The 24,220-nt window shown below is 64.4% G+C and carries 23 protein-coding genes; 14 read left to right on the forward strand and 9 right to left on the reverse strand.

Features of this window, described 5'->3' with window-relative positions:
* The first annotated feature begins 43 nt into the window (after positions 1 to 43).
* The gene (locus J2X11_RS12710; RefSeq protein ID WP_309971605.1) at positions 44 to 946 is read left to right on the forward strand and encodes a LysR family transcriptional regulator; all 903 of its coding nucleotides are present in this window, start codon (positions 44 to 46) and stop codon (positions 944 to 946) included.
* Here J2X11_RS12710 and J2X11_RS12715 read toward each other — a convergent pair.
* Entirely contained in the window at positions 943 to 1,467 is a 525-nt protein-coding gene (locus J2X11_RS12715; protein ID WP_309971606.1) for a 2'-5' RNA ligase family protein, read from the reverse strand. The genes J2X11_RS12710 and J2X11_RS12715 overlap by 4 nt on opposite strands.
* Entirely contained in the window at positions 1,464 to 2,477 is a 1,014-nt protein-coding gene (gene trpS / locus J2X11_RS12720; protein ID WP_309971609.1) for a tryptophan--tRNA ligase, read from the reverse strand. The genes J2X11_RS12715 and trpS overlap by 4 nt, the downstream gene beginning before the upstream one ends.
* A 204-nt stretch (positions 2,478 to 2,681) precedes the next feature.
* Here trpS and galK point away from each other — a divergent pair, with 204 nt between their 5' ends.
* The 9 genes from galK to J2X11_RS12765 all read left to right on the forward strand — a co-directional run bounded on the left by galK (position 2,682) and on the right by J2X11_RS12765 (position 11,972).
* Positions 2,682 to 3,776 (forward strand): galactokinase, encoded by a 1,095-nt coding sequence (galK, locus tag J2X11_RS12725; protein ID WP_309971611.1) that lies wholly within the window; start codon positions 2,682 to 2,684, stop codon positions 3,774 to 3,776.
* A 12-nt stretch (positions 3,777 to 3,788) separates the two neighbouring features.
* Positions 3,789 to 4,625 (forward strand): prephenate dehydratase, encoded by an 837-nt coding sequence (locus J2X11_RS12730; protein ID WP_309971613.1) that lies wholly within the window; start codon positions 3,789 to 3,791, stop codon positions 4,623 to 4,625.
* On the forward strand, positions 4,622 to 5,737 hold the full coding sequence (locus tag J2X11_RS12735) for a GNAT family N-acetyltransferase (protein WP_309971615.1): 1,116 nt from the start codon (positions 4,622 to 4,624) through the stop codon (positions 5,735 to 5,737). Before J2X11_RS12730 ends, J2X11_RS12735 begins: the two co-directional genes overlap by 4 nt.
* A 21-nt stretch (positions 5,738 to 5,758) precedes the next feature.
* Positions 5,759 to 7,270 carry a DHA2 family efflux MFS transporter permease subunit gene (locus J2X11_RS12740; protein ID WP_309971616.1) on the forward strand — a complete coding sequence of 504 codons (1,512 nt, stop codon included), beginning with the start codon at positions 5,759 to 5,761 and terminating at the stop codon, positions 7,268 to 7,270.
* Between the two features lie 7 nt (positions 7,271 to 7,277).
* Positions 7,278 to 8,123, forward strand: coding sequence for a formyltetrahydrofolate deformylase (gene purU, locus J2X11_RS12745; RefSeq protein WP_309971618.1), 846 nt, complete (start codon positions 7,278 to 7,280; stop codon positions 8,121 to 8,123).
* A gap of 133 nt (positions 8,124 to 8,256) precedes the next feature.
* The gene (locus J2X11_RS12750; RefSeq protein ID WP_309971620.1) at positions 8,257 to 9,291 is read left to right on the forward strand and encodes a sulfate ABC transporter substrate-binding protein; all 1,035 of its coding nucleotides are present in this window, start codon (positions 8,257 to 8,259) and stop codon (positions 9,289 to 9,291) included.
* 26 nt (positions 9,292 to 9,317) lie between these two features.
* Complete coding sequence (cysT, locus tag J2X11_RS12755; protein ID WP_309971622.1) at positions 9,318 to 10,166, forward strand: sulfate ABC transporter permease subunit CysT; 849 nt, start codon at positions 9,318 to 9,320, stop codon at positions 10,164 to 10,166.
* Positions 10,159 to 11,010, forward strand: a complete 852-nt coding sequence (locus J2X11_RS12760) for a sulfate ABC transporter permease (RefSeq protein ID WP_309971624.1) — start codon at positions 10,159 to 10,161, stop codon at positions 11,008 to 11,010. Before cysT ends, J2X11_RS12760 begins: the two co-directional genes overlap by 8 nt.
* The gene (locus J2X11_RS12765; RefSeq protein ID WP_309971626.1) at positions 11,007 to 11,972 is read left to right on the forward strand and encodes a sulfate/molybdate ABC transporter ATP-binding protein; all 966 of its coding nucleotides are present in this window, start codon (positions 11,007 to 11,009) and stop codon (positions 11,970 to 11,972) included. Before J2X11_RS12760 ends, J2X11_RS12765 begins: the two co-directional genes overlap by 4 nt.
* Here J2X11_RS12765 and J2X11_RS12770 read toward each other — a convergent pair.
* The gene (locus tag J2X11_RS12770) at positions 11,934 to 13,148 is read right to left on the reverse strand and encodes an MFS transporter (protein ID WP_309971628.1); all 1,215 of its coding nucleotides are present in this window, start codon (positions 13,146 to 13,148) and stop codon (positions 11,934 to 11,936) included. The genes J2X11_RS12765 and J2X11_RS12770 overlap by 39 nt on opposite strands.
* Before the next feature lie 75 nt (positions 13,149 to 13,223).
* Between J2X11_RS12770 and J2X11_RS12775 the strand changes: the two genes are divergently transcribed.
* Entirely contained in the window at positions 13,224 to 14,405 is a 1,182-nt protein-coding gene (locus J2X11_RS12775) for a winged helix DNA-binding domain-containing protein (RefSeq protein WP_309971629.1), read from the forward strand.
* Positions 14,406 to 14,408: 3 nt separating this feature from the next.
* Here the strand turns inward: J2X11_RS12775 and J2X11_RS12780 are convergent, their stop codons facing one another.
* Positions 14,409 to 16,634, reverse strand: coding sequence for an NADP-dependent isocitrate dehydrogenase (locus J2X11_RS12780; RefSeq protein ID WP_309971632.1), 2,226 nt, complete (start codon positions 16,632 to 16,634; stop codon positions 14,409 to 14,411).
* A gap of 149 nt (positions 16,635 to 16,783) precedes the next feature.
* Here J2X11_RS12780 and aqpZ point away from each other — a divergent pair, with 149 nt between their 5' ends.
* Positions 16,784 to 17,512, forward strand: coding sequence for an aquaporin Z (gene aqpZ, locus J2X11_RS12785; protein WP_309971634.1), 729 nt, complete (start codon positions 16,784 to 16,786; stop codon positions 17,510 to 17,512).
* Positions 17,513 to 17,566: 54 nt separating this feature from the next.
* Here the strand turns inward: aqpZ and katG are convergent, their stop codons facing one another.
* Both katG and J2X11_RS12795 read right to left on the reverse strand, forming a co-directional pair.
* Entirely contained in the window at positions 17,567 to 19,804 is a 2,238-nt protein-coding gene (gene katG / locus J2X11_RS12790; RefSeq protein WP_309971636.1) for a catalase/peroxidase HPI, read from the reverse strand.
* Positions 19,805 to 19,819: 15 nt separating this feature from the next.
* Positions 19,820 to 20,257: a Fur family transcriptional regulator gene (locus tag J2X11_RS12795; RefSeq protein WP_309971639.1), complete on the reverse strand. Its 438-nt coding sequence runs from the start codon at positions 20,255 to 20,257 to the stop codon at positions 19,820 to 19,822.
* A 129-nt stretch (positions 20,258 to 20,386) separates the two neighbouring features.
* Here J2X11_RS12795 and J2X11_RS12800 point away from each other — a divergent pair, with 129 nt between their 5' ends.
* Positions 20,387 to 21,376: a malate dehydrogenase gene (locus J2X11_RS12800; RefSeq protein ID WP_309971641.1), complete on the forward strand. Its 990-nt coding sequence runs from the start codon at positions 20,387 to 20,389 to the stop codon at positions 21,374 to 21,376.
* Between the two features lie 58 nt (positions 21,377 to 21,434).
* On the opposite strand, the gene J2X11_RS12805 is transcribed toward J2X11_RS12800, so the two are convergent.
* Both J2X11_RS12805 and J2X11_RS12810 read right to left on the reverse strand, forming a co-directional pair.
* Complete coding sequence (locus J2X11_RS12805; RefSeq protein ID WP_309971643.1) at positions 21,435 to 21,710, reverse strand: DUF3017 domain-containing protein; 276 nt, start codon at positions 21,708 to 21,710, stop codon at positions 21,435 to 21,437.
* Positions 21,707 to 22,558, reverse strand: a complete 852-nt coding sequence (locus tag J2X11_RS12810) for a bifunctional methylenetetrahydrofolate dehydrogenase/methenyltetrahydrofolate cyclohydrolase (protein WP_309971645.1) — start codon at positions 22,556 to 22,558, stop codon at positions 21,707 to 21,709. The genes J2X11_RS12805 and J2X11_RS12810 overlap by 4 nt, the downstream gene beginning before the upstream one ends.
* 108 nt (positions 22,559 to 22,666) lie before the next feature.
* Here J2X11_RS12810 and J2X11_RS12815 point away from each other — a divergent pair, with 108 nt between their 5' ends.
* A complete protein-coding gene (locus J2X11_RS12815) occupies positions 22,667 to 23,314 on the forward strand; it encodes a TetR/AcrR family transcriptional regulator (protein WP_309971647.1) in 648 nt (215 codons plus the stop codon).
* 7 nt (positions 23,315 to 23,321) lie between these two features.
* Here J2X11_RS12815 and J2X11_RS12820 read toward each other — a convergent pair whose 3' ends face one another.
* Entirely contained in the window at positions 23,322 to 24,218 is an 897-nt protein-coding gene (locus tag J2X11_RS12820) for a DMT family transporter (protein ID WP_309971649.1), read from the reverse strand.
* Positions 24,219 to 24,220 lie beyond the last annotated feature (2 nt).

The raw sequence follows: 24,220 nt of genomic DNA on the forward strand, positions 1-24,220 counted from the left end.
TGAGGCGACGTTTCATAGCCAATGGCTATGAAAGAATGGATCCATGCAAATCCAGCAGCTCAGCTATTTTGTGGCCGTCGCGCGTACGCGGCACTTCACCCGCGCAGCCGAGCTCACGGGCGTCTCGCAGCCCAGCCTCTCCAAGCAGATCCGGGTTCTTGAGAACTCGCTCGGCACTCCCCTGTTCGTACGAAATCGTGGAGCGATCGAGCTGACCAGTGCCGGCGCAGCACTGCTTCCACACGCGCAGCGCATCCTGATCGACGTCGAGAGTGCTGAGCGCACCGTCAAGGAAGTGGCCAACCTTCGACGTGGCCGAGTACGTCTCGGCGCGACGCCGTCACTCTGCGACGGATTGCTGCCCGAAGCGCTGCACCGGTTCCACAGCAAATACCCCGACATCGACCTCGAGGTCCAGGAGGCCGGCTCTCAGGTACTGACTCGCGAACTCGTCCAAGGGCGACTCGATGTGGCCCTCCTGATCGTTCCGCTCATCACCGACGATCCCGATATCGAGACGACGCCTGTGCTGCGCGAGAAGCTCGTATTGGCGAGTCCCGCAGACTCTGACCTTCCGGAGCGGATGGACGTCAAAGACCTCAAGGACATGCCGCTGGTGATGTTCCGTGAGGGCTACTACCTTCGCGACGTCACGCTCAGGGCGTGCAGGGCCGCCGGATTTGAGCCGCGCTTTGCCGTCGAAGGCGGAGAGATGAGCGCCGTCCTCCGGTTCGTGGAGTCCGGGCTCGGTTACGCGGTCGTGCCGAGCATGGTGCTGACCAACCGCCCACAGCTGCGCGCCTCACAGCTCGACAATCCCCCGCTCGACCGAGTGATCGCCCTGGCACATCGAAGCTCTGAAGCACTGCCGCTCGCGGCTCGCGCGTTCAAGGCTGAACTGTTCGAACACCTGACGACCGTGGGCGACGGCTCGATCGTGGTCTAGCGGGGTTCGGGGCCGAGAGCGAAGGTTCGCTTCGGTACCCAGCCGTTGACATCGTCGTGCTCATAGAGCGCGAACCCGTCAACGTTGAACTGGCACTCGAATCCGCTCAGCTCGTCGTACGCGCGGTCGAGGCTCGCATCGTCGAGGTTGTGCGCAACGGTGACATGCGGGTGGAAGGGGAACTCCGGCTCCGGGATCTTGAGCGCAGAACGTACGGACTTCGCCAGCATCTCCGTGTACGAAATGCCCTGGCTGACAGCGATGAAAACCACCGGCGAGATCGGCCGGAAGGTCGCTGTTCCGCGCAGTCGCATGGGGAACGGTGGCAGGGTTGCTGAGGCGCGTTCGAGTGCTTCGCAGACGCCTTGGAGTTCCTCGACGGTGACTTCGGTCGGAGGAATCAAGGTGACGTGGCTCGGCACCGTACGGGCCATCGGATCGCCGAACTCCGCACGCTTGTTGCGCAGCAATGTGCCGTACGGCTCTGGAACCGGGATGGCGACACCGATGGTTTGGGTCATGTGGGTCGTACGAATCCGGAGCGCTCGTAGACGAGCTCGAGGGTCTGGGCCGCTACGGCTCGGGCCTGCTCAGCGCCGGCTTTGAGGATGCGGTCGAGCTCGGCACGATCGTCGAGCAGTTCGCGCGTGCGTTCGCCGAACGGCCCGACGAAGTCGGCCACCAGTTCGGACAGCGCGACCTTGAAGGCGCCGTACTGCTGTCCGACGTACTCGCGCTCGATGTCGGCGATCGTGCGCTTGGTCAGCGCCGAGTAGATCACCAAGAGGTTGGAGACCCCTGGCTTCTCCTTCTCGTCGAAGCGGACCTCGTCGCCGGAGTCAGTCACCGCAGACTTGACCTTCTTGGCAGCCTTCTTGCGATCGTCGGTCAGGTTCACGACGCCGTTGTGCGAGGCCGCAGAACCGCTCATCTTGACTGTCGGATCCTGAAGGTCGTAGATCTTCGCGGTCTCTTTGACGATGTAAGCCTCAGGGACCTTGAACGTCTCACCGAAGCGGTGGTTGAAGCGCTGGGCGAGATTGCGGGCAAGCTCGAGATGCTGACGCTGGTCCTCGCCCACCGGTACCTGATCAGCCTGATAGATCAGGATGTCGGCAGCCATCAGGATCGGATAGGTGAACAGTCCGACCGACGAGCTCTCAGCACCGCCCTTGGACGACTTGTCCTTGAACTGCGTCATACGGCTTGCTTCGCCGAAGCCCGTCACACCGCCAAGCACCCAGGCGAGCTGAGCATGCTCGGGCACGTGGCTCTGCACGAAGAGCGCGCTGCGGGCGGGATCAACACCGGCGGCGAGCATCTGAGCTGCGGCGATATACGTACGCTCGCGCAGGTCCGTCGGCGAGTACTCGACCGTGATCGCGTGCATATCTGGAATGAAGTAGAAGGCATCGAACTCGTCCTGCAATTCGACCCACTGCCTGAAAGCACCGAAGTAGTTGCCCAGGTGATAGGAGTCGGCAGTCGGCTGGGCACCGGACAGCACGCGAGGTCGGCGGTCAGCAGGCATGTGCGCATTCTGCCAGCCGCCGGTGGCCTAGGCCGTGCCCGGTAGCCCGCGCTTTCGATCCGGGCGTCATCCGCGCCCGACTGCCAAGGCCGAGGGCCGAAGCCATACCAGGGTTGTCTCGCGAGGACCGAGAACGCAGGCAGCCGGGATGCGGGGGCGACCGGGCGCGGTGCGGGCTACCGGGCACGGCCTAGGGTTTAGCGGGTGACCGACGTACGCCAGTGGATCGTGCCCGGGCGAGTCAACCTGATCGGCGAGCACTTGGACTACAACGGTGGTCCGGTTCTTCCCATGGCGATCGACCGCACGCTGACCGTCAAGGTCCGCCGCCGCGACGACGACACCGTGAACGTCTGGACCGATCAACCCGACTCGGCCAAGGCGTCGTTCCCCGTCTCGGTCCAGCCCGGAGACGTCGACGGCTGGGCCGCGTATGCCGCCGGGGTTGTCTGGGCGTTCCGTCAATGGGGGCTCGACGTGCCAGGTCTGGATCTGGTGATCGAGTCGAACTTGCCATCGGGAGCTGGGTTGGCTTCGTCCGCGGCATTGACCTCCGGCATTGCCTTGGCCATCAACGAACTCGCGGGCTACGGACACCCGCCTGAGCAGCTCGCACTCGCGGCAGGTGTTGCTGAGAACGGGTTCGTCGGCGCGCCGACAGGATTGATGGACCAGTACGCAGTCCTGCTCGCCGAGTCTGGAAGTGGACTGCACATCGACTTTGCGACGGATCCGCCAGTCACTCGGTCTGTGCCGCTCGGGTGGGGCGACGCCGGGCTGGTCCTTCTCGTCATCGCCACCGGCGCCCACCACTCCCTTGCTGACGGCGAATACGCCGTTCGTCGTGACGAATGCGAGCGCGCCGCAACAGAGCTTGGACTCGAACACCTGTCGCAGGCAGGGCTCGACGCCACCTTCAAGCTCACCGACGAGGTGCTCAAGGCCCGCACGCGTCACGTACTGACTGAGACTGCCCGCGTACGAGCTGCCGTCAGCGCGCTGAACCGCGGCGCCTGGCCCCAGCTCGGTGCCATCTTCACCGCATCGCACGAGTCGCTCCGGGATGACTTCGAGGTCAGCTGTCCCGAGCTCGACACCGCAGTTGAGGCGGCGATCGAGGCCGGTGCTCTGGGAGCTCGTATGACGGGTGGCGGGTTCGGCGGAAGCGTCATCGCGCTCGTGCCGGTCGACAAAGTTGCAGCCATACGAGAGCGCGTCGAGGCCCGCTACGCCGTCCGCGACTGGCCCGCACCCGAGGCATTCGTCGTGCACGCCGCCGGAGGAGCGCGCCTCGTCTGAAACACTGGTTGCGTGAACGACATTCGGATCGCCTATCAGGGAGAGCCTGGCTCGAACTCCCATATCGTGGCGCGCGAGCACTACCCCGACGCCGAAGCAGTGGCCTGCGCCTCGTTCGAGGACGTCTTTGCCGCTGTCGCGTCGGGTGAGGCTGAGCTCGCAATGATCCCGATCGACAACTCGATCGCCGGCCGCGTCGCTGACATCCACCACTTCCTGCCCACGTCCGGGCTGCACATCATCGCCGAGCACTTCCTGCGGATTCAGTTCAGCCTGCTGGGCGTGCCGGGCTCGAGTCTCGACACGATCAAGACCGTGCACAGCCATGTCCACGCGCTGGGTCAGTGCCGCAAGGTGATCAAGAAGTACGGCCTCACGACCGTGATCTCCGGTGACACAGCTGGTGCCGCACGTGAGATCGCCGACGCCAACGATCCGACACAGGCCGCCATCTCGCCGCCGCTTGCTGCCGAGATCTACGGACTCGATGTGCTCGCCACGGACATCGAGGACGAGGACCACAACACGACGCGGTTCGTCGTGCTCTCGCGCGATCCGATCGTTGCTCCGGCTGGCAACGGTCCGGTCGTCACGAGTTTCATCTTCAACGTGCGCAACCTGCCCGCGGCCCTCTACAAGGCACTCGGCGGCTTCGCGACCAACGGCGTCAACATGACCAAGCTCGAGAGCTACATGGTGGGCGGCGAGTTCACCGCGACTCAGTTCCTTGCTGAAGTCGACGGACATCCTGACGACCTCCCACTCAAGCGTGCTCTCGAAGAGCTGACGTTCTTCACCACTGACGTGACGATTTTGGGTGTTTACCCAGCCGATCCCTATCGCGCATGACCGTGCCCGAGATGATCTGGCCGCTCAACGTGCCGGTTCTGTCGGACGGCTTGGTGACGCTGCGCGCGCACGTACCGGCAGACATCGACGCGATGCTCGAGATGGCCAACGATCCCGAAATGGTTCGCTGGACGTCGGTCGCCACTCCTCAGACGAGAGAGATGAGCGAGGACTTCGCGCTCGGCATCATTCCTCGCGGCTGGGACGAGGGCACCAATCGCATCTGGGCGATCGAGGCCGACGGCCGCTTCGCCGGCAACGTCGACATACGACAGGGCCCGATCGGTGACATTGGGTTTGCGCTCCATCCATGGGCGCGCGGCAAGGGGTTGATGGCTCGCGCCGTACGTCTGGCCGTCGACTGGGCATTCAACGAGGGCGGCATCGAGATCGTGCATTGGCGGTCGCACGTCGGCAACGAGGCCTCGCTCCGCGTCGCCCATTCGGCGGGATTCACCCTCCATGGCACCACTCCGGGAAGCCTGCTCGAGCGTGGCGCCGTCTTAGACGCGTGGACAGCATCCATCCGGTTCGGAGATGCGCCCATGCCGCGGACAAATTGGGCCGAGTCGACCGTGCTCGAGTCTGAGCGCCTCATTTTGCGAGCGAATAGCGAAGCTGATCTGTCGCGGATCACCGAGGCGTGCAGCGACCTCGAATCACAGCATTGGCTCAGCAGCCTCCCTCACCCCTACACGGAAACTTCGGCGCGCGAATACGTCGACACCTGCGTGTGGCAGGCCGCCAAGGGAGTGAAGGCGACGTGGGCGATCGCCGACCGGGTGACGGATCAGCTGCTCGGCAACGTCGCGGTGATGGACTTGCTCGGACCCAATCCGACCTCCGGCGAGATCGGCTACTGGATGCATCCCGACGCACGAGGCAAGGGTGTGATGACGGAGGCCGTACGCCTGGTGGTCGCGCATGCCTTCAACTCTGAGGGTCTCGATCGCCGCCGCCTCGTCCTGTACGCCGCCGAAGGCAACGAGGGCAGCAACAAGGTCGCCGAGGCCGCCGGATTCCGTCACTACGGCACACAGAAGCTCGCCGAACGGCTCGGCGACGGCACATACGTCGATCTCCGCGGCTACGAGCTGCTCCGACTGTCGTAGGCGCGACCTAGAGTTGCGGGTATGAGCACTCAGAATGACCTGCCCGCTGACTACAAGCCCTGGCCGGCACTCTGGGCCATGGTCATCGGCTTCTTCATGATCCTGGTCGACAACACCATCGTGTCCGTCGCGACTCCCGCCATCGCGCGCGAGCTCGAGTCGGACGTCAGCACCGTGATCTGGGTGACCAGCGCCTACCTGCTGGCCTACGCCGTGCCACTGCTGGTCACAGGTCGGCTCGGCGACCGTTTCGGTCCCAAAAACGTCTATCTGATCGGGCTCACGATCTTCACCGTGGCGTCCTTGTGGTGCGGTCTGACCGGCAGCATCGAGATGCTCATCGTCGCTCGCGTCGTACAAGGTGTTGGCGCCTCCTTGATGACGCCGCAGACCATGGCGGTCATCACCCGTACGTTCGCGCCCGCCAATCGCGGCAGCGCGATGGCGCTCTGGGGAGCGACGGCTGGTGTCGCCACCCTCGTCGGTCCGATTCTCGGCGGCGTCCTGGTCGACACCCTTGGCTGGGAGTGGATCTTCTTCATCAACGTGCCCGTCGGCATCGTCGCCTTCGTCCTGGCGTGGCGTCTCGTACCAACTCTCGCCACTCATTCACACAGCTTCGACTGGGTCGGAGTTGGGCTCAGCGCGGTCGGCATGTTCCTGCTGGTGTTCGGCATCCAGGAGGGTGAACGCTACGACTGGGGCACGATCGACGGGATCCTCTCGGTCCCCGCGCTGATCATCGTCGGACTTCTCGTCGTCGCCGGATTCCTGTGGTGGCAGAGCCGCATCAGGACGGAACCTCTCGTACCCCTCGGCCTTTTTCGGGATCGCAACTTCTCACTCGGCAACGCCGGGATCGCATTGGTCTCGCTCGCCATCACCGCGATGTCACTCCCGTTCTTCTTCTACGCGCAGGGAGTCCGCGGCTGGACCCCGACCGAATCCGCGTTCCTGATGGCGCCGATGGCAATCGTGCTGATGCTGCTGGCTCCGTTCGTCGGCAAGCTCGTCGACCGCGTCCATCCCCGCGGCATCACGCTCGTCGGATTCGGCACCGCAGCCGTTGCGATGTTTTGGCTCTCACGAGTGATCTCCCCCGACTCCCCCGTGTGGCAGTTGATCCTGCCGATGGCGCTGTTCGGAGTCTCCAACGCATGTCTGTGGGCTCCGCTCGGAGCGACCGCTACGCGCAACCTTCCGATGAGCTCGGCCGGCGCCGGCGCCGGCGTCTACAACACGACTCGACAGGTGGGTGCCGTGTTGGGCAGTGCCGCGATCGCAGCAATCATCCAGGCCCGACTCACCGCCAACGGCCTGCCGGGTTCGTCGGAGGCATTCCAGTCGACCGACCAAGCCATGCCTGCAGCTGTGCAGGGTCCATTCTCCGATGCCATGGCCCAGTCACTGTTGTTGCCGGTCCTGGCGTTCGCAATCGGCATCGTGTTGGTGCTGTTCTTCCAGCGCCCGACCCACGCCGGCCACGGCGGAAAGCCAGCGGTCGCCACGGCGCCCGCAGTCATAGTTGACTAACGACCTCATGACTCCGACCTATGTACTCACGCTTTCCTGCCCGGACCGCCCCGGGCTCGTCTTCGCGGTCACGCGGTGGATCGCGGAGGCTGGCGGCAACATCCTCGACAGCCAACAGTTCTCCGACACCAGTGACAACGAGTTCTTCCTGCGTGTCCATTTCACGATGCCGGACGATCCTGCACCGGAAGGTCTAAGCGAGCATTTCGCGAAGGTGGCCACGGAGCATCAGATGAACTTCCGGCTGGTCATCGCTGAGACTCCGGCCAGGACTCTGGTGCTCGTCTCCCGAGAAGGACACTGCCTCAACGACCTGCTCTACCGGCAGAGCGCCGGATCTCTCGGCATCGAGATCCCGGCGATCGTCTCCAATCATCGCGACCTTGAGCGGCTCGCCGCGGCGTACGAGGTCCCGTTCCATCACGTACCCACCGACGACAAAGCAACCAGCGAGGCTCGCCTGCTCGAGCTGGTCGACGAGCTCTCGATCGACCTAGTCGTGCTCGCTCGCTACATGCAGATCCTGTCGGATGAGACGTGCCGAGCGCTCGATGGCCGAGCGATCAACATCCACCACAGTTTCCTTCCAAGCTTCAAAGGCGCCCGCCCCTATCAGCAGGCACACGATCGCGGCGTCAAGCTGATCGGCGCGACGGCACACTACGTCACTGCCGAACTCGATGAAGGCCCGATCATCGATCAGGGTGTGATGCGCGTCGACCACCGGATGTCTGCAGCAGATCTTGCGCGCGTTGGTCGCGACGTGGAGGCGCAGACGCTCTCGCGAGCAGTCAAGCTGCATGCGGAGTCGCGCGTCCTCATGAACGGTCCGCGTACTGTCGTCTTCGCCTGACCCGGTTCTTAGCGAAGAATCTCAGCATCTGGCATGCAATACCAAATAGTGAGATTGGTATTTCGAGGCGCCGGATCGCCCTAACTTGATGCCCAGAGCACGCGCCGTGGCGTGCCTGACCAGAGGCAGGAACATGAAGATCATCCGCGTAGCGACCGCACTAGCTCTCAGCGCAGCGGTGCTGGCAGCCTGCGGTGGCGGATCTGACGCTGGCTCCGCAAGTACCATCAACATCGTCGGATTCGCAGTACCCGAGGCCGCCAACAAGGCGATTGCCACCGAGTTCAACAAGACCGACGCCGGCAAGGGCGTCACGTTCAAGACTTCATACGGCGCCTCGGGCGACCAGAGTCGTGCCGTCGAAGGCGGTCTCAAGGCCGACTACGTCCACTTCTCGGTAGGCACCGACGTTGACCGCCTCGTGAAGGCCGGACTCGTTGACGAGACCTGGGACAAGGGCGAGAACAAGGGCATCGTCTCGCGCTCGATCGTCGTTCTCGGTGTTCGTGAGGGCAACCCCAAGAACATCAAGGGCTGGGACGACCTGGTCAAACCTGGCGTCGAGATCGTGACGGCCAACCCCGCTTCGTCGGGTGCTGCTCGCTGGAACGCGCTCGCGGCATGGGGCCACATCACCCAGAACGGTGGCTCGGACGCCGATGCAACCAAGTTCATCACCAAGCTCTTCAAGAACGTCGTCTCGCTGACCAACAGCGGTCGTGACGCCACGACGTCGTTCCTCGGCGGCACCGGTGACGTACTGCTCGCCTACGAGAACGAGGCCATCCTCGCTGCTCAGAACGGTCAGGGCTTCGAGTACGTCACGCCTGAGACCACGATCCTCATCGAGAACCCGGGCGCCGTCACCAAGGCTGCCTCTCCGGTGACTGAGGACTGGCTGAAGTTCGTGATCAGCGATGCTGGTCAGAAGCAGTTCGCCCTCAAGGGATTCCGCCCCATCCGTGACGATGTCGACTTCGGTGGCAAGGTCAAGGGTGCCAAGGATGAGAGCAACCCCTTCCCGAAGGTGAGCCACCTGCTTACTCTCGACAAGGACTTCGGTGGCTGGGCAGGCGTCAAGGATCGCCTGTTCGGTGATGGCACGGATGGCAAGCCCAAGGGCATCGTCACCATCGCCATCGAGAAGTCCGGCAAGGCAACTCAGTAACTAGGACGACTCAGCACCAAGAAGGTATGGCAACTGTGAGTGAAAACTCGACGAAGGACCGGCCGGGACTCTCCCGGCCGGTCTTCTCGAGCACCCTGACAAAGGGATCTGGAATTGGCCTCGGCATCGCGATGCTGTGGTTCAGCCTGCTCGTCCTGATACCGCTCACCGCTGTGATCGTCACAGCCTCCGAGGGAGGCTGGGCCAACTTCTGGCGCACCATCACCAACGAGCAGACGGCTCACGCGATCAAGCTGACGCTTCTGGCAGCTGCGGTCGTGACCGTGGTGAACGTCTTTGCCGGTACGGCGATCGCCTGGGTGCTCGTACGAGACAGGTTCTTCGGCAAGGCGCTCCTTGAGCTCGTCATCGACATCCCATTCGCGCTTCCGACCATCGTGGCTGGCCTGGTCCTACTGTCGCTCTACGGCAACGACAGTCCCCTGGGCATCAACGTCGCGAACAACGGCGCATCGGTCTATCTGGCGTTCCTGTTCGTGACCCTGCCGTTCGTCGTGCGCATGGTGCAGCCCGTCCTGGAAGAGCTGGATCTCGAGGTTGAGGAGGCCGCTGCCGCTCTGGGCGCGAGCCGCTTCACTACGTTCCGCCGCATCATCCTGCCGAGCCTTGCACCGGCCATCGCAGCCGGAGCAGCGCTCTCCTTTGCTCGCGGAGTGGGCGAGTACGGATCACTCGTCCTACTCTCGGGCAACTTGCCGTTCAAGTCGGAAGTGGCATCCGTACGCATCCTGGGCGCGATCGAGAACGACAATCCCGCTGGTGCGGCCTCGATCGCCACGCTGCTGCTGGTCATCTCGCTTCTTGTCATCGTGATCCTCGATGTCCTCCAGCGAAGGATCGCGAACCGTGGCTGACTCGAAACTGACACGCAACAAGCGCGGACCCGTCATGTACGTCGTACGGGTCCTGGTCATTGTCTACCTGTTCCTGCTGGTGGCCTGGCCAGTGTCGTTGGTCGTCAGCAACACGTTCGAGCACGGCTTCGACGCACTCAACGCCATCTTCAGCGACCCTGATCTCGTCTCCGCTCTCCAGCTCAGTGCGATCGCCGCAATCATTGCCACGGCAATAAACACTGTGTTCGGCGTCGGCGTCTCGCTCCTCCTCGTGCGTAACGAGTTCCCCGGCAAGCGCCTGTTCAGCGCCTTGCTCGACCTGCCGCTCTCGGTCTCGCCCATCGTGGTGGGCCTGGCCCTCGTGCTGGTCTACGGCGGAAGAGACGGCTGGTTTGGGCCGACTCTCGACAGTTGGGGTCTGCAAATCATCTTCTCGACGCCCGGCATCATTCTCGCCACGGCGTTCGTCGCTCTCCCCCTCGTCATCCGCGAGGTTGTGCCCGTGCTCGAAGAGATCGGCATCGAGCAGGATCAAGCAGCCCGCAGCTTGGGAGCTAACGCCTGGCAGACCTTCTGGCGAGTTACCTTGCCCGGCATCAAATGGGCCGTCATCTACGGAGTCGTTCTCACGTTGGCGCGTTCGCTCGGCGAGTTCGGCGCCGTCAAGGTCGTGTCGGGCAACGTGCTCGGCGAGACTCGTACCGCCACCCTCGCGGTCGAGGAGAAGTACCTCAACTTTGATCAAGAGGGCGCGTACGCCATCGCATTCCTGCTGGCCAGCGTCTCAGTGGTCAGCATCATCGTCGTCTACATTTTGCGCGCCCGCGGCCAGCGTCACGCATACCCGAAGGACTCAGCATGAGCATTGTGGTTTCGAACGTGACGAAGCGCTTCGGCGACTTCGTTGCCCTCGACGACATCAACCTCACCATCCCCACGGGTGGCCTCACTGCACTGCTCGGACCGAGCGGTGGAGGCAAGACGACCCTCCTCCGCATCATCGCGGGACTCGAGGAAGCCGACACCGGCACGATCGAGATCGAAGGCACCAACGCGACGGCGCTGCCGGTCCAGAAGCGCAACGTCGGCTTCGTGTTCCAGCACTACGCGGCCTTCAAGCACATGACCGTCGCCAAGAACGTCGCGTTCGGCCTTGAGATCCGCAAGCGCCCCAAGGACGAGGTGAAGAAGCGCGTTCAGGAACTCCTTGAGCTCGTGCACCTCGAGCAGTGGTCGCAGCGCCTGCCGTCCCAGCTCTCCGGTGGTCAGCGTCAGCGCATGGCCCTCGCCCGCGCCCTGGCAATCGAGCCGACGGTGCTCCTGCTTGACGAGCCGTTCGGCGCCCTCGACGCCAAGGTCCGCAAGGAACTGCGCGACTGGCTACGTCGACTGCACGACGAGATGCACGTGACGACTGTGTTCGTGACCCACGATCAGGAGGAGGCCCTCGAGGTCGCTGACAGTCTGGTCATCATCAACGAGGGGCGCATCGAGCAGATCGGCACGCCTGACGACCTGTACGACCGTCCCGCCAGCGACTTCGTCCTGTCATTCCTCGGGCCAGTCACGACATTGGGTGGCACGCTCGTACGTCCGCACGACATCGAGATCTCGCGCTACGAGCAGGCTGCCGCTGCGGTCGGAACCATCACCCGCTGGACTCGCGTTGGCTTCGAGATCCGCCTCGAGGTCACTCCCGAAGAGGGCGACAAGACGCCGATCCAGGTGGTTGTCACACGTTCCGAAGCGACCACTCTCGGCCTGCACGAAGGCGACCGAGTGTGGCTACGCGTGAAGGTCGGCGCTGACCGAGTTGTGAGCTGAACGTCGATCGGTCGCCAGGCCGATGGCGAAGACCGCGAGTCCCGCTGCGGCAAGACCAATACCGACGAGGCTGGTAGCGCGATAGCCGTGACCTGCGGAGATGACCACTCCGCCGAGCCAGGCGCCCAGCCCGTTGGCGATGTTGAGTGCCGAGTGATTGAGCGCCGCGCCCAGCATCTGCGCATCACCGGCGGCGTCCATCAGTCGCATCTGCAGGTTGATCGCGACGACCGAGCCAAGGCTGCCTACGAAGAAGACCAGTACGAGCGCGGGCACGGTGGCACCGGCCGCGAAGTAGAACGCGGCGAGCACCACGACCGTCGCAGCAAACCCACCCAGGACAGATCGTTCGATGTCCCAGTCGGCCAGTACGCCCGCAGCCCACGAACCGAACACCGACCCGACGCCGAAGACCAGCAGGAAGACATTGATCCACCCACGTGACAGATCGGTGACATCCGTGACGATCGGAGCGATGTAGCTGTACATCGCGAACAGACCACCGAATCCGACCAGCCCTGCCGCCACAGCAAACAAGACCTGCGGGCGCTTGAGTGCCGCGAGTTCGCCGCGGAGCGTCGCGTCGAGATTGGCCGGCGAGTGCGGCACGAAGGCGACGATCATCGCCGCAGCAAGCGCTGCGATCGCGAGGACGGCCCAGTAGGCGCTACGCCAGCCGAGCTGTTGACCAAGCAAGTTCGAGACTGGAACGCCAGCGACCAGGGCGACCGACAGGCCGAGCATCACGGAACTGACAGCGCGACCGCGGTACTCCGGACGTACGAGCGACGCGGCCAGTAGCGAGGCGACGCCGAAATAGGCGCCATGCGGCAGCCCCGCGACGAAGCGGGCCGCCATCACGGGCAGGTAGCCACTCGATACAGCCGTCAAAGCGTTTCCGACACCGAGAGCCAGGATCAGCCCGATCGCCAGCTCCTTCTTGGGCAACCGAGCACCGAGCGACACGATCACCGGAGCGCCAATCACGACGCCGAAGGCGTACGCAGTGATCAGATGACCCGTCGTGGGGATCGACTCGTCGATACCTTCGGCGATGTCCGGAAGCAGTCCCATCGTCACGAACTCGGTCGTACCGATCGCAAATCCACCCAGTGCCAGCGCCAGTAGGGCCAATGAGAGGTGGCGGGTGCTGACGGGGATCTCGGGAGTACTCACATGTTCATTCAAGCCGCTGGTCTCGGCGTGTTATTCCCCGCCTAGTTCTGTCTGAGCATCGTGCGAGGCTGAGCCGTGCGAACTTTCACCGCTGCCGAGCGCCGCGTACGTCTCGGCCAACGTCACGCACTCTCGCCGGCCCATCGGGCGGCCGATCCCGTTGGCGCTGCGCGCAGCGTCGTCGCCCTCCACGGCACCGATCCCGCCACGACGTTCCTTGCCGCCTTGGCCCGGATGAATGATGGTTCGATCGTCGACATCGAGAAGGCGCTGTACGACGACCGGTCACTCGTACGAGTGCTCGCCATGAGGCGCACCGTCTTCGCTGTCCCTGTCGATTTCGTCGCTGCGTGCCATGCCGGAGCAGCCGACACTGTCGCCCGCGATCAGCGGCGACTGCTCGAGAAGATGCTTTCTGAGGCAGAGGTCACGGACGACCCTTCCACCTGGCTCCGGGAGGTCGAGCGCGTTGCCGTCGCGGCAGTTGCCGCGGCGGGCGAGATCACCAGTGCCGAGCTCGGCAAGGTCGACGAGCGCCTCGCGACTCGTCTGGTCATCGCTCCCGGCACGAAGTACGAGACATCTACGGCGGTTGCGAGTCGCATCCTCACGCTGATGTCGGCTGAGGGCGAGATCATCCGGGCCAAGCCACGTGGCACGTGGACCTCAACTCAGTTCCGCTGGAGCACTCTCGACAACTGGTCACCCGAGGCCGTGGCAGATCTGACTGTCGACGATGCCGCCGCCGAGCTTGCCCGACGCTGGCTCGCGTCTTACGGACCGGCAACCGAGGACGACCTCGCGTGGTGGGCTGGCTGGACCAAGGCGCGTACGCGTGCCGCGCTGGCTCGCTGTGAAGTCGTCGAGGTCGATCTCGACGGACAGGTTGGATACGTCCTTCCAGGCGACGAAGAGCGAGCCACTGATGACGAGCCATGGGTGGCACTGCTCCCGGCGCTCGATCCGACGGTCATGGGCTGGAAGCACCGCGACTTCTACCTTGGTCCCCACCGTGAGCAGCTGTTCGACATCAACGGCAACGCCGGACCCACTGTCTGGTCCAACGGCGAGGTAGTCGGGGGCTGGGCCCAGCTCGATTCTGGCGAGGTCGTGGTCAACCTCATTGCCGACGTAGGCAAGGAAGCGACTCAGGCCGTCGACCTGGTCGCCTCCTCGCTCACGTCACTACTCGGGGACGTGCGCCTCAAAGCGCGCGCCCGAGGTTGGACCCCGTCGGAGAAGCAGCTACGCGCCTAGGCGTCAGCCGAGACGGTCGACCAGGTCCTTGAGGATGCCGGTGAACGTGCCCGACGGGCGCATCACGGCGTTCGTCTTGGCATCGTCCGGTCGGAAGTAGCCGCCAATGTCAGCAGGCGCTCCCTGTACGGCCAGCAACTCGTCGACAATCTTCTGCTCGTTCGACTCCAGTGCGCCAGCGATGGCCGCAAAGCCCGCTGCGAGCTCGGCATCCTCGGTCTGCTTGGCCAGCTCCTGCGCCCAGTAGAAGGCGAGGTAGAAGTGGCTGCCGCGGTTGTCGATCGTGCCCAACTTGCGGCCGGGTGACTTGTTCTCGTTGAGGAACGTCCCGGTCGCCCGGTCGAGCGTGTCAGCAAGAATCTGTGCACGCGCGTTGCCGGTCGTCGTAGCCATGTGCTCGAAGCTGGATGCCAGCGCGAGGAACTCACCGAGGCTGTCCCAGCGCAGGTAGTTCTCCTTGACGAGTTGCTGCACGTGCTTCGGTGCGGAGCCGCCAGCGCCAGTCTCGAAGAGTCCGCCGCCGTTGATGAGCGGGACGATCGAGAGCATCTTGGCGCTCGTGCCGAGCTCCAGGATCGGGAACAGGTCGGTGTTGTAGTCACGAAGCACGTTGCCGGTCACCGAGATGGTGTCCTCACCCTTGCGGATGCGGTCAACCGAGAACTGCGTCGCCTCGATCGGCGACATGATCTCGATCTGCAGGCCCTCAGTGTCGTGTTCGGGCAGGTAGGCATTGATCTTTGCGATCAGATTCGTGTCGTGGGCACGTGACGAGTCGAGCCAGAACACCGCGGGGGTGTTGGACGCACGCGCACGGGTCACGGCGAGCTTGACCCAGTCACGGATCGGCACGTCCTTGGTCTGGCAGGCGCGCCAGATGTCACCCTGCTCCACAGCGTGCTCGATCAGTACGTCGCCAGCGCGGTTGACGAGTTGCACCGTTCCCGCTGCTGGGACCTCGAAGGTCTTGTCGTGGCTGCCGTACTCCTCGGCCGCCTGCGCCATGAGGCCGACGTTCGGCACGGATCCCATCGTCGTGGGGTCGTACGCGCCGTTGGCGCGGCAGTCGTCGATGACGACCTGGTAAATGCCGGCGTAGGAGCTGTCGGGGATGACGGCGAGCGTGTCAGCCTCAGCGCCGTCGGGGCCCCACATGTGGCCCGACGTGCGGATCATGGCGGGCATCGAGGCATCGACGATGACGTCGCTGGGGACGTGGAGGTTGGTGATCCCCTTGTCGGAGTCGACCATCGCGAGCGGCGGTCCGGCAGCAATGCCAGCGTCGATCGCGGCCTTGATCTCAGCACCGTTGGGGAGCTCGTCGAGACCGGCGATGATCGAACCGAGGCCGTTGCTCGGGCTCAGGCCAGCAGCCGCGAGGTCGTCGCCGTACTGGGCGAATACGTCGGGCAGGAACGCCTTCACGACGTGACCGAAGATGACCGGGTCCGAGACCTTCATCATCGTGGCCTTGAGGTGGACCGAGAAAAGAACTCCATCGGCACGGGCGCGCTCGACCTGCGCGGCCAGGAACGTGTCGAGAGCGGCAGCGCTCATGACGGTGCCGTCAACGATCTCGCCAGCGAGAACGGGGAACGCTTCCTTGAGAACTGTCGTGGTTCCGTCAGCGCCCACGAGCTGAATTGTCAGAGCGTCGTCGGCCTCAAGCACGACTGACTTCTCGTTGTCGCGGAAGTCATCAGCGTCCATCGTGGCGACGTTCGTCTTGGAGTCGGCGGTCCAGGCACCCATCGAGTGTGGGTGAGCCTTGGCAAAGTTCTTCACCGATGCAGGTGCGCGGCGATCGGAGTTGCCTTCACGGAGGACCGGGTTGACGGCGCTGCCCTTGACCTTGTCGTAGCGCGCGCGGACTTCCTTGTCCTCGTCTGTCTGCGGGTTGTCCGGGTAGTCAGGCAGTGCGTAGCCCTGGCTCTGGAGCTCAGCGATCGCGGACTCGAGCTGCGGGACCGAGGCGCTGATGTTGGGCAGCTTGATGATGTTGGCCTCGGGCGTCTTCGCGAGGTCTCCCAGCTCAGACAGCGCGTCGCCAATCTGCTGCTCCGGCGTCAGACGATCTCCGAACAGGGCAATGATGCGGCCAGCCAGCGAAATGTCGCGGGTCTCGACCTGAACGCCGGCAGTCGAGGCATACGCCTCGATGACGGGGAGAAACGAGTACGTGGCCAGCAACGGCGCTTCGTCGGTGTGGGTGTAGATGATCTTGGCCATAGGGCCAGCCTCCTCGGCGCAGAAAAATTCGTTTGACATCAAGATATCTCACGGATGTCGACACACCTGACGGAACCTTCTCGCAGAGCTTTCCAGTCCTAGACTCGAAATGGTCGCAGGGGGCGACCCCCTAGTGGAGGAGTCTCATCATGGCTACAACCACCCCGATGTCATCTCGGCTCGCTGCAGAGGCGCTCGGCACGTTCGTCCTTGTGCTCGGCGGTGTCGGCAGCGCGATCATCGCCGGCAAGGCAATCGGCGCTCACGGCGTCGCACTTGCGTTTGGCCTCACGGTCCTGACCATGGCGTTCGCCGTCGGACCCATCTCAGGCGGCCACTTCAACCCAGCAGTCACGGTCGGCCTCGCAGCCGCGAAGCGATTCGAGTGGAGCAACGTCTTGCTCTACGTCGCTGCTCAAGTCGTCGGTGGAGTGCTGGGCGTCCTCGCGATCTGGGCGATCGCTTCGGGCAATGCCGACTTCGACCGCAAGTCGTCGTTCGCATCAGCGTCGAATGGATGGGGTGACGTGCTCAGCGGCTACTCGCTGCTGTCTGTGTTGACCACCGAAGTCATCTTCACGGCGTTGTTCGTGTTCATCATCCTCGCCGTGACATCCGGACGTACGCCTGACGGATTTGCACCCATCGCGATCGGCCTGGCGCTGACGCTCATTCACCTCGTGACGATCCCGGTCGACAACACCTCGGTCAACCCGGCCCGCTCACTCGGTCCCGCCCTGTTGGCTGGCGGCGACAGCATCGAACAGCTGTGGGCGTTCATCGTGGCGCCGATTGTCGGCGGCATCGTCGGCGGCATCGTCTACACGCTGCTCACCGGCGGTGCGCGCTCTGGCGTCGAGATCGAAGGCAAGCGCTAGACACCCGAACGTACGAAAGGCCCGGTCATCGCGACCGGGCCTTTCGTATGTGTCTTAGACGTCGTAGCGGTCGAGGTCCATGACCTTCGCCCAGGCAGCCACGAAGTCCGTGACGAACTTGCCCTTGGCGTCGTCGCTCGCGTAGACCTCAGCGATTGCGCGCAGCTCGGAGTTCGAGCCGAACACGAGGTCGGCACGACTTCCGGTCCACTTCACGGCGCCCGAGTCGTCGCGCGCCTCGTACGTCGACGAGTCGGCCGCTGCGGCTGTCCACGTCGTACCGAGGTCGAGGAGGTTGGCGAAGTAGTCGTTCGTCAAAGATCCCGGCTTGTCGGTGAGGACACCCGTCGAGGAGCTGTCGTAGTTGGTGTCGAGGACACGGAGGCCGCCGACGAGGACAGTCAGCTCAGGTGCGCTGAGGCCAAGCAGGTTGGCCTTGTCGATCAGCAGGTATTCCGCCGGCAGGCGCTGCCCCTTGCCGAGGTAGTTGCGGAATCCGTCGGCGACCGGCTCCAGAGCGGCGAACGACTCGACGTCGGTCTGCTCCTGAGTTGCATCCGTACGACCCGGAGTGAACGGGACCACGACATCGTGACCTGCGTCCGCGGCCGCCTTCTCAATCGCCGCTGCACCACCGAGCACGATGAGGTCAGCGAGCGAGACATGCTTGGTGCCCGCGCTGAACGCCTGCTGAACGCTCTCGAGGGTGCGCAGCACGGTCGCCAGCTGGTCCGGGTTGTTGACCTCCCAGCTGTTTTGCGGCTCGAGCCGGATGCGCGCTCCGTTGGCGCCGCCACGCTTGTCGCTGCTGCGGAACGACGAGGCCGAGGCCCACGCGGTCGACACGAGCTGCGAGACCGTCAGCCCGGATGCGATGAGCTGCCCCTTGAGGTACGCGATGTCACCGGCCGTGATCCCTTCGCCAGTCGCAGCGGGGAGCGGGTCCTGCCAGAGCAGTTCTTCCTGCGGGACCAGAGGACCGAGGTAGCGCTGGATCGGACCCATGTCGCGGTGCGTCAGCTTGTACCAAGCACGAGCGAACGCATCGGCGAGCTGATCCGGGTTCTCCAGGAAGCGGCGCGAGATCGGCTCGTAGATCGGATCAAAACGCAGCGCGAGGTCCGAGGTCAGCATCGTCGGCGGACGCGACAGCGAGCCGTCCTGAGGATCCGGAACCGTGTTCGCTGCGGCACCGTCCTTGGGCTGCCACTGATGTGCGCCGGCAGGGCTCTTGGTGAGCTCCCACTCGTGCGCGAACAGCGTCTCGAAGAACGTGTTGTCCCACGTCGTCGGTGTCGCAGTCCAGGTGACCTCGAGGCCACTGGTGATGGCGTCGCGGCCCTTGCCACTGCCGAACGACTGCTTCCAGCCAAGTCCCTGCTCTTCGAGCGGAGCTGCTTCAGGCTCGGGTCCGACGTACTGCTCGGGGTCGGCTGCACCGTGCGCCTTGCCGAACGTGTGACCGCCGGCGATCAGCGCAACGGTCTCCTCGTCGTTCATGGCCATGCGGCTGAACGTCTCGCGGATGTCGCGAGCCGACGCGAGCGGATCGGGGTTGCCTTCAGGACCCTCGGGGTTGACGTAGATCAGGCCCATCTGGACCGCTGCGAGCGGGCTCTCGAGCTCGCGGTCACCCGTGTAGCGCTCTTCGCCACCCTTGTCACCGCCGAGCCATTCAGCCTCGGGACCCCAGTAGACGTCCTCGTCGGGCTCCCACACGTCGGGACGACCGCCGGCGAAGCCGAACGTCTTGAAGCCCATGGTCTCGAGGGCGACATTTCCGGTGAGGATCATCAGATCGGCCCACGAGATCGCCGAGCCGTACTTCTTCTTGATCGGCCACAGGAGGCGGCGTGCCTTGTCGAGGTTGCCGTTGTCGGGCCAGCTGTTGAGCGGAGCGAAGCGCTGCATACCGGCGCCGGCGCCGCCTCGACCGTCGCGAATGCGGTAGGTGCCGGCGCTGTGCCAGGCCATACGGATGAAGAACGGTCCGTAGTGGCCGAAGTCAGCGGGCCACCAGTCCTGCGAGTCGGTCATAAGTGCCGCGAGGTCAGCGCGCAGCGCGTCAAGGTCGAGGTTGTTGAACGCCTCGGTGTAGTCGAAGCCGTCGTCCATCGGGTTGGCGACATCGGTGTGCTTGCGCAGGATCTTGAGGTTGAGCTGGTTGGGCCACCACTCCTGGTTAGACGAACCCTCAGTCGGGTGAACTCGTCCGTGAGCGACGGGACACTTGGCCTCGTTCTCATCGTTCATTTCGCCGACGACGGCGTTGGGGTCCTGATTGTCAGGCATGTCGTTCCTTCCGGATCAAATGGATGTCTCAAGAGCTGCTGTGCACTCGGGGCAGGTGCCCCAGTAGGTGACCTCGGCTTCGTCGATCGTGAAGCCGTGGTCGTCAGATGCGGTCAAACAGGGGGCGCTGCCGTGGGCGCAGTCGACGTCAGCGACGGCACCACACTGGCGGCAGACGACGTGGTGATGGTTATCGCCGACGCGCAGCTCGAACAGCGCGGGCGAACCAGCAGGCTCGATCCGCCGAGCGAGTCCGACATCGGTCAGGGCCCGCAACACGTCATAGATCGCTTGGGTCGACACTCCCCCAAGCTCGGTGCGTACGTCGGCGGCGATCCGATCGACCTCAGAGTGAGGAGCCAGCGCGAGTGCCGAGATCACTGCGACCCGAGGGCGAGTGACACGCATGCCGGCACCCCGCAACAACTCCACGGGGTCTTCGACGGTCTGCATGACCACATGCAAGCACCTTTTCTGGAACGATTCAAGATTAGACACGCACATTCGTCCGACCCGAGCACATTCCTGCAGTCGCAGTGGGTTAGTTTCGGATGAGTCCCCCATGCATCAAGGAGCACATTCGTGAGCACAACCCCCGTCAAGGTCGCCGTCACCGGAGCTGCCGGTCAGATCGGCTACAGCCTGCTGTTCCGCCTCGCGAGCGGTTCACTGCTCGGGCCCGACACCCCGATCCAGCTCCAGCTGCTCGAGATCACCCCGGCCCTCAAGGCGCTCGAGGGCGTCGTCATGGAACTCGATGACTGCGCGTTCCCGACTCTTGCTGGCGTCGAGATCGGCGACGACGCCGAGAAGATCTTCGACGGCGTCAACCTCGCCCTGCTCGTCGGCGCCCGTCCCCGCGGACCGGGCATGGAGCGCGGCGATCTGCTCGAAGCCAACGGCGCGATCTTCACGGCCCAGGGCAAGGCACTCAACAAGGTCGCGGCAAGCGACGTACGCATTGGTGTCACCGGCAACCCGGCCAACACCAACGCACTCATCGCAATGACCAACGCACCTGACATCCCCAAGGAGCGTTTCAGCGCCCTGACTCGCCTCGACCACAACCGCGCCATCTCGCAGCTCGCTGCCAAGACCGGCGCCAGCGTGACCGACATCAAGAAGATGACGATCTGGGGCAACCACTCGGCCACCCAGTACCCCGACATCTTCCACGCCGAGGTTGGCGGCAAGAACGCCGCCGAGACCGTCAACGACCAGGCCTGGATTGAGAACGACTTCATCCCGACCGTCGCCAAGCGTGGTGCCGCAATCATCGAGGCACGCGGTTCGTCCTCGGCAGCTTCCGCTGCTTCGGCCACGATCGACGCAGCTCACGACTGGCTGTTCGGTACGCCCGAAGGCGACTGGGCGTCGATGGCGGTCGTGTCCGACGGTTCGTACGGCATTCCCGAGGGTCTGATCTACTCGTTCCCCGTCACGACCACGGGCGGCGACTGGTCGATCGTCCAGGGTCTGGAGATCGACGACTTCTCCCGCGCTCGTATGGACGCGACCGCCGCCGAGCTCATCGAAGAGCGCGACGCGGTCAAGGAGCTCGGCCTGATCTGAGGCTCGCAGACTTCGAACGCTGCCCCATCTCCGTCTCGGAGGTGGGGCAGTGTCATGTTCAGCCTGGCTGGTCGGGGATGACCAGCGCCAGCACGACGAGTGCGACGCCGAGCAAGGTCATCCAGAGCATGTCGAATGCCTTGCCGCGAACGCGCAGCATGCCTGTATGGCTCACCGGTACAACCGATCGCGCGATGGCTCCGACGATGAACGCTCCACCCACAACAGCGACGCCCGCCCTCCACGGTCCAGCTACGACCAACGCCAGTCCGCTCACGACAGCGAGAAGCTGCAGCAGATAGAACTGTGAACCGCGACTGCGCGGACCCTTCACGGGTTGAGCCCCTCGGCCCTGTCGACGACATTGGACAGGAGCATTGCGCGAGTCATCGGACCGACTCCGCCTGGGTTGGGTGAGATCCAGCCCGCAATTTCGTACGCAGCCGGATCGACGTCACCGACGATGCCGTTCTCGTCCCGACTGACACCCACATCAAGCAGGGCGGCGCCGGGCTTGACCATGTCTGCGGAGATGATCCCCGGCACGCCTGCGGCGGCGATCACGATGTCAGCACGTCGAACTTCCGCACCGAGGTCACTCGTACCCGTATGGCACAGGGTGACCGTGGCGTTCTCGCTGCGACGCGTCAGCAGCAGACCCATGGGCCGACCCACAGTGATGCCGCGTCCGACGACCACCACGTGCTTGCCGGCGATCGCCACGTCGTTGCGACGGAGAAGTTCAATGATGCCGCGCGGAGTGCAGGGCAGCGGCGCTTCCTTGCCGAGCACGAGCCAGCCGAGGTTGGTCGGGTGCAGACCGTCAGCGTCCTTGGCCGGGTCGATGCGTCCAATGACAGCGTTCTCGTCGAGGCCCTTGGGCAGCGGCAACTGCACGATGTAGCCCGTACATGCCGGATCGGCGTTGAGCTGGTCGACAGCCGCCTCGACATCGGCCTGTGTCGCCGACGCGGGAAGGTCGATGCGGATCGAGTTGATGCCGACCTCGGCGCAGTCCTTGTGCTTGCCCGCGACGTACCACTGGCTGCCCGGATCGTCGCCGACCAAGATCGTGCCGAGCCCGGGAACGACCCCCTTGGTCGCAAGCGCGCTCACGCGCTCGCGGAGCTCAGCCTTGATTGCGGTCGCAGCCGCCTTGCCGTCGAGGATCTGTGCCGTCACGGCACGAGTCTTTCACGACGGCCGTCTCTGATCGTGACGGGTCGGGGACCGCCATGCCGCGGCACATAGACTTCCCCCAGCACTCTCCCGCACTTCGAAGGATCGTTCATGCCAACTCGCGCGCAGCTCTCGCAGGAGCGCAGCCGTCTGCGACGCGATGAGCTCCTCAACGCGGCGATCGAGCTGTTCGCAGAGGGCGGGTCACGTGCCATTACGCACCGCGCGGTCTCGTTGCGCGCCGGGCTGCCGTCGGCAACCACGACGTACTATTTCGAGTCGATTGACGAACTCATTCGCGAAGCGCTTGGGGCGCACATCGACCAGTGGACTGCCGACCTCGAAGCGCTGTCCAAGGTCGACATCGACGTCGATGTCAGCCTGGACGACGCGGCCGGGTTCATCTCGATGGTCTTCGCCACCCGCGGGCCGGAAGTGGCCGCGCTGGAACTGTCGATTTTCCTTGCAGCATCCCGTCAGCCCGAGCTGCGTGACCAGGCGACTCGCGCCATGCAGGCATTCGAGTCCTTGGCGGGCTCCGTGCTCTCTCGCGTTGGCATCGATGCTCCAGGTGAGCTCGCCGGGGCAATCGTTGCGCTCATCGCCGGTACTGCATTGCGGCGTCAGTCCAACCTTTACACCGAAGAGGTCGAGGCTCGCCTTCTCACGGCAGCGATCCGCAATCTGGTGGCAGCACACGCTCTCGGTCCGGAGGGCGTCGACCAAAAGCTCGCCGAGCTCCGCGAGAGCCAGCCTTGACCGTCCGCTAGACCGGTGGGGCTTCAGACGGTGCGGGGCGCTGGCTGAGTGCCAGCCAGACGACTGCAGCAAGCACGAGCGCGGCGCCGATCGCCTGGACGGTCGAGAGCGACTCCGAGAGCAACCAGGTCGCCAACCCAACGGTGACGACAGGCTCGAGCGTCGACAGGACTGACGTCGAGGTCGGACCAAGGAGACGCAGTCCGGCGAAGAACGCGAAGATCGCCATCACGGTGCACACCAGCGCAATGGCCGTCAACGACGACCAGCCTTTCGCAGACTCTGGGAACGAGGCTGGGCGACCTGCCCCGGCGAGGACCGCGACGATCACGCCCGAGACGAATGCGGCGGCAACGCAGACCACCGTCGAGACCGCGATCGCGTCCAGTCCACGGGTGACCACCGAGCCCACCGTGATGTAGATCGAATAGATGACTGCGGCGCCGATACCCAGCGCGATGCCGAGCGGTTTGCCCGTGCCTCCGCCGACGACGAGGAACGTGCCCGCGAGGGCCAGCGCCAGCGCCAGCGCCGTCACGAGCCCGATGCGTTCGTGCAGGAACACTGCGGCGAGGATCGCGACGAACGCTGGGAACAGGTAGAGCAGCAGCGCGACCAGGCTGGCCTGCGCATGCTCGAGCGCGAGGAAGTAGCAATAGGCCTGCCCGACGTAGCCGATCCCGCCCATGGCGGCGACCGGCAGGCAGTCTCGCAGCGAAGGGAGTGCAATACCCCGTACGCGCATGAATACGATGAGGATCAGCGCGGCAGCCGTGAAGCGTACGAAGATCAGCGCGGGCGTGCTCGTGCCGTCGTCCTGCGCCCAGACTCCGAAGATCGCCATCGATCCGAACGCGGCCGAGGACAACGCGACCAGCAGCGCCCCGACCATGCGTTCGGACATGG

The organism is Aeromicrobium panaciterrae, from assembly GCF_031457275.1.
GTDB lineage: Bacteria > Actinomycetota > Actinomycetes > Propionibacteriales > Nocardioidaceae > Aeromicrobium > Aeromicrobium panaciterrae_A.

What these genes read in the sequence shown, in the direction of transcription:
- katG (WP_309971636.1), bottom strand. Translation starts at nt 19,804, where the DNA reads ATGCCTGACAATCAGGACCCCAACGCCGTCGTCGGCGAAATGAACGAT.
- cysT (WP_309971622.1), top strand. Translation starts at nt 9,318, where the DNA reads ATGGCAACTGTGAGTGAAAACTCGACGAAGGACCGGCCGGGACTCTCC.
- J2X11_RS12780 (WP_309971632.1), bottom strand. Translation starts at nt 16,634, where the DNA reads ATGGCCAAGATCATCTACACCCACACCGACGAAGCGCCGTTGCTGGCC.
- J2X11_RS12715 (WP_309971606.1), bottom strand. Translation starts at nt 1,467, where the DNA reads ATGACCCAAACCATCGGTGTCGCCATCCCGGTTCCAGAGCCGTACGGC.
- trpS (WP_309971609.1), bottom strand. Translation starts at nt 2,477, where the DNA reads ATGCCTGCTGACCGCCGACCTCGCGTGCTGTCCGGTGCCCAGCCGACT.
- J2X11_RS12735 (WP_309971615.1), top strand. Translation starts at nt 4,622, where the DNA reads ATGACCGTGCCCGAGATGATCTGGCCGCTCAACGTGCCGGTTCTGTCG.
- J2X11_RS12710 (WP_309971605.1), top strand. Translation starts at nt 44, where the DNA reads ATGCAAATCCAGCAGCTCAGCTATTTTGTGGCCGTCGCGCGTACGCGG.
- J2X11_RS12765 (WP_309971626.1), top strand. Translation starts at nt 11,007, where the DNA reads ATGAGCATTGTGGTTTCGAACGTGACGAAGCGCTTCGGCGACTTCGTT.
- aqpZ (WP_309971634.1), top strand. Translation starts at nt 16,784, where the DNA reads ATGGCTACAACCACCCCGATGTCATCTCGGCTCGCTGCAGAGGCGCTC.
- J2X11_RS12820 (WP_309971649.1), bottom strand. Translation starts at nt 24,218, where the DNA reads ATGTCCGAACGCATGGTCGGGGCGCTGCTGGTCGCGTTGTCCTCGGCC.
- J2X11_RS12795 (WP_309971639.1), bottom strand. Translation starts at nt 20,257, where the DNA reads ATGCAGACCGTCGAAGACCCCGTGGAGTTGTTGCGGGGTGCCGGCATG.
- J2X11_RS12740 (WP_309971616.1), top strand. Translation starts at nt 5,759, where the DNA reads ATGAGCACTCAGAATGACCTGCCCGCTGACTACAAGCCCTGGCCGGCA.
- J2X11_RS12750 (WP_309971620.1), top strand. Translation starts at nt 8,257, where the DNA reads ATGAAGATCATCCGCGTAGCGACCGCACTAGCTCTCAGCGCAGCGGTG.
- purU (WP_309971618.1), top strand. Translation starts at nt 7,278, where the DNA reads ATGACTCCGACCTATGTACTCACGCTTTCCTGCCCGGACCGCCCCGGG.
- J2X11_RS12815 (WP_309971647.1), top strand. Translation starts at nt 22,667, where the DNA reads ATGCCAACTCGCGCGCAGCTCTCGCAGGAGCGCAGCCGTCTGCGACGC.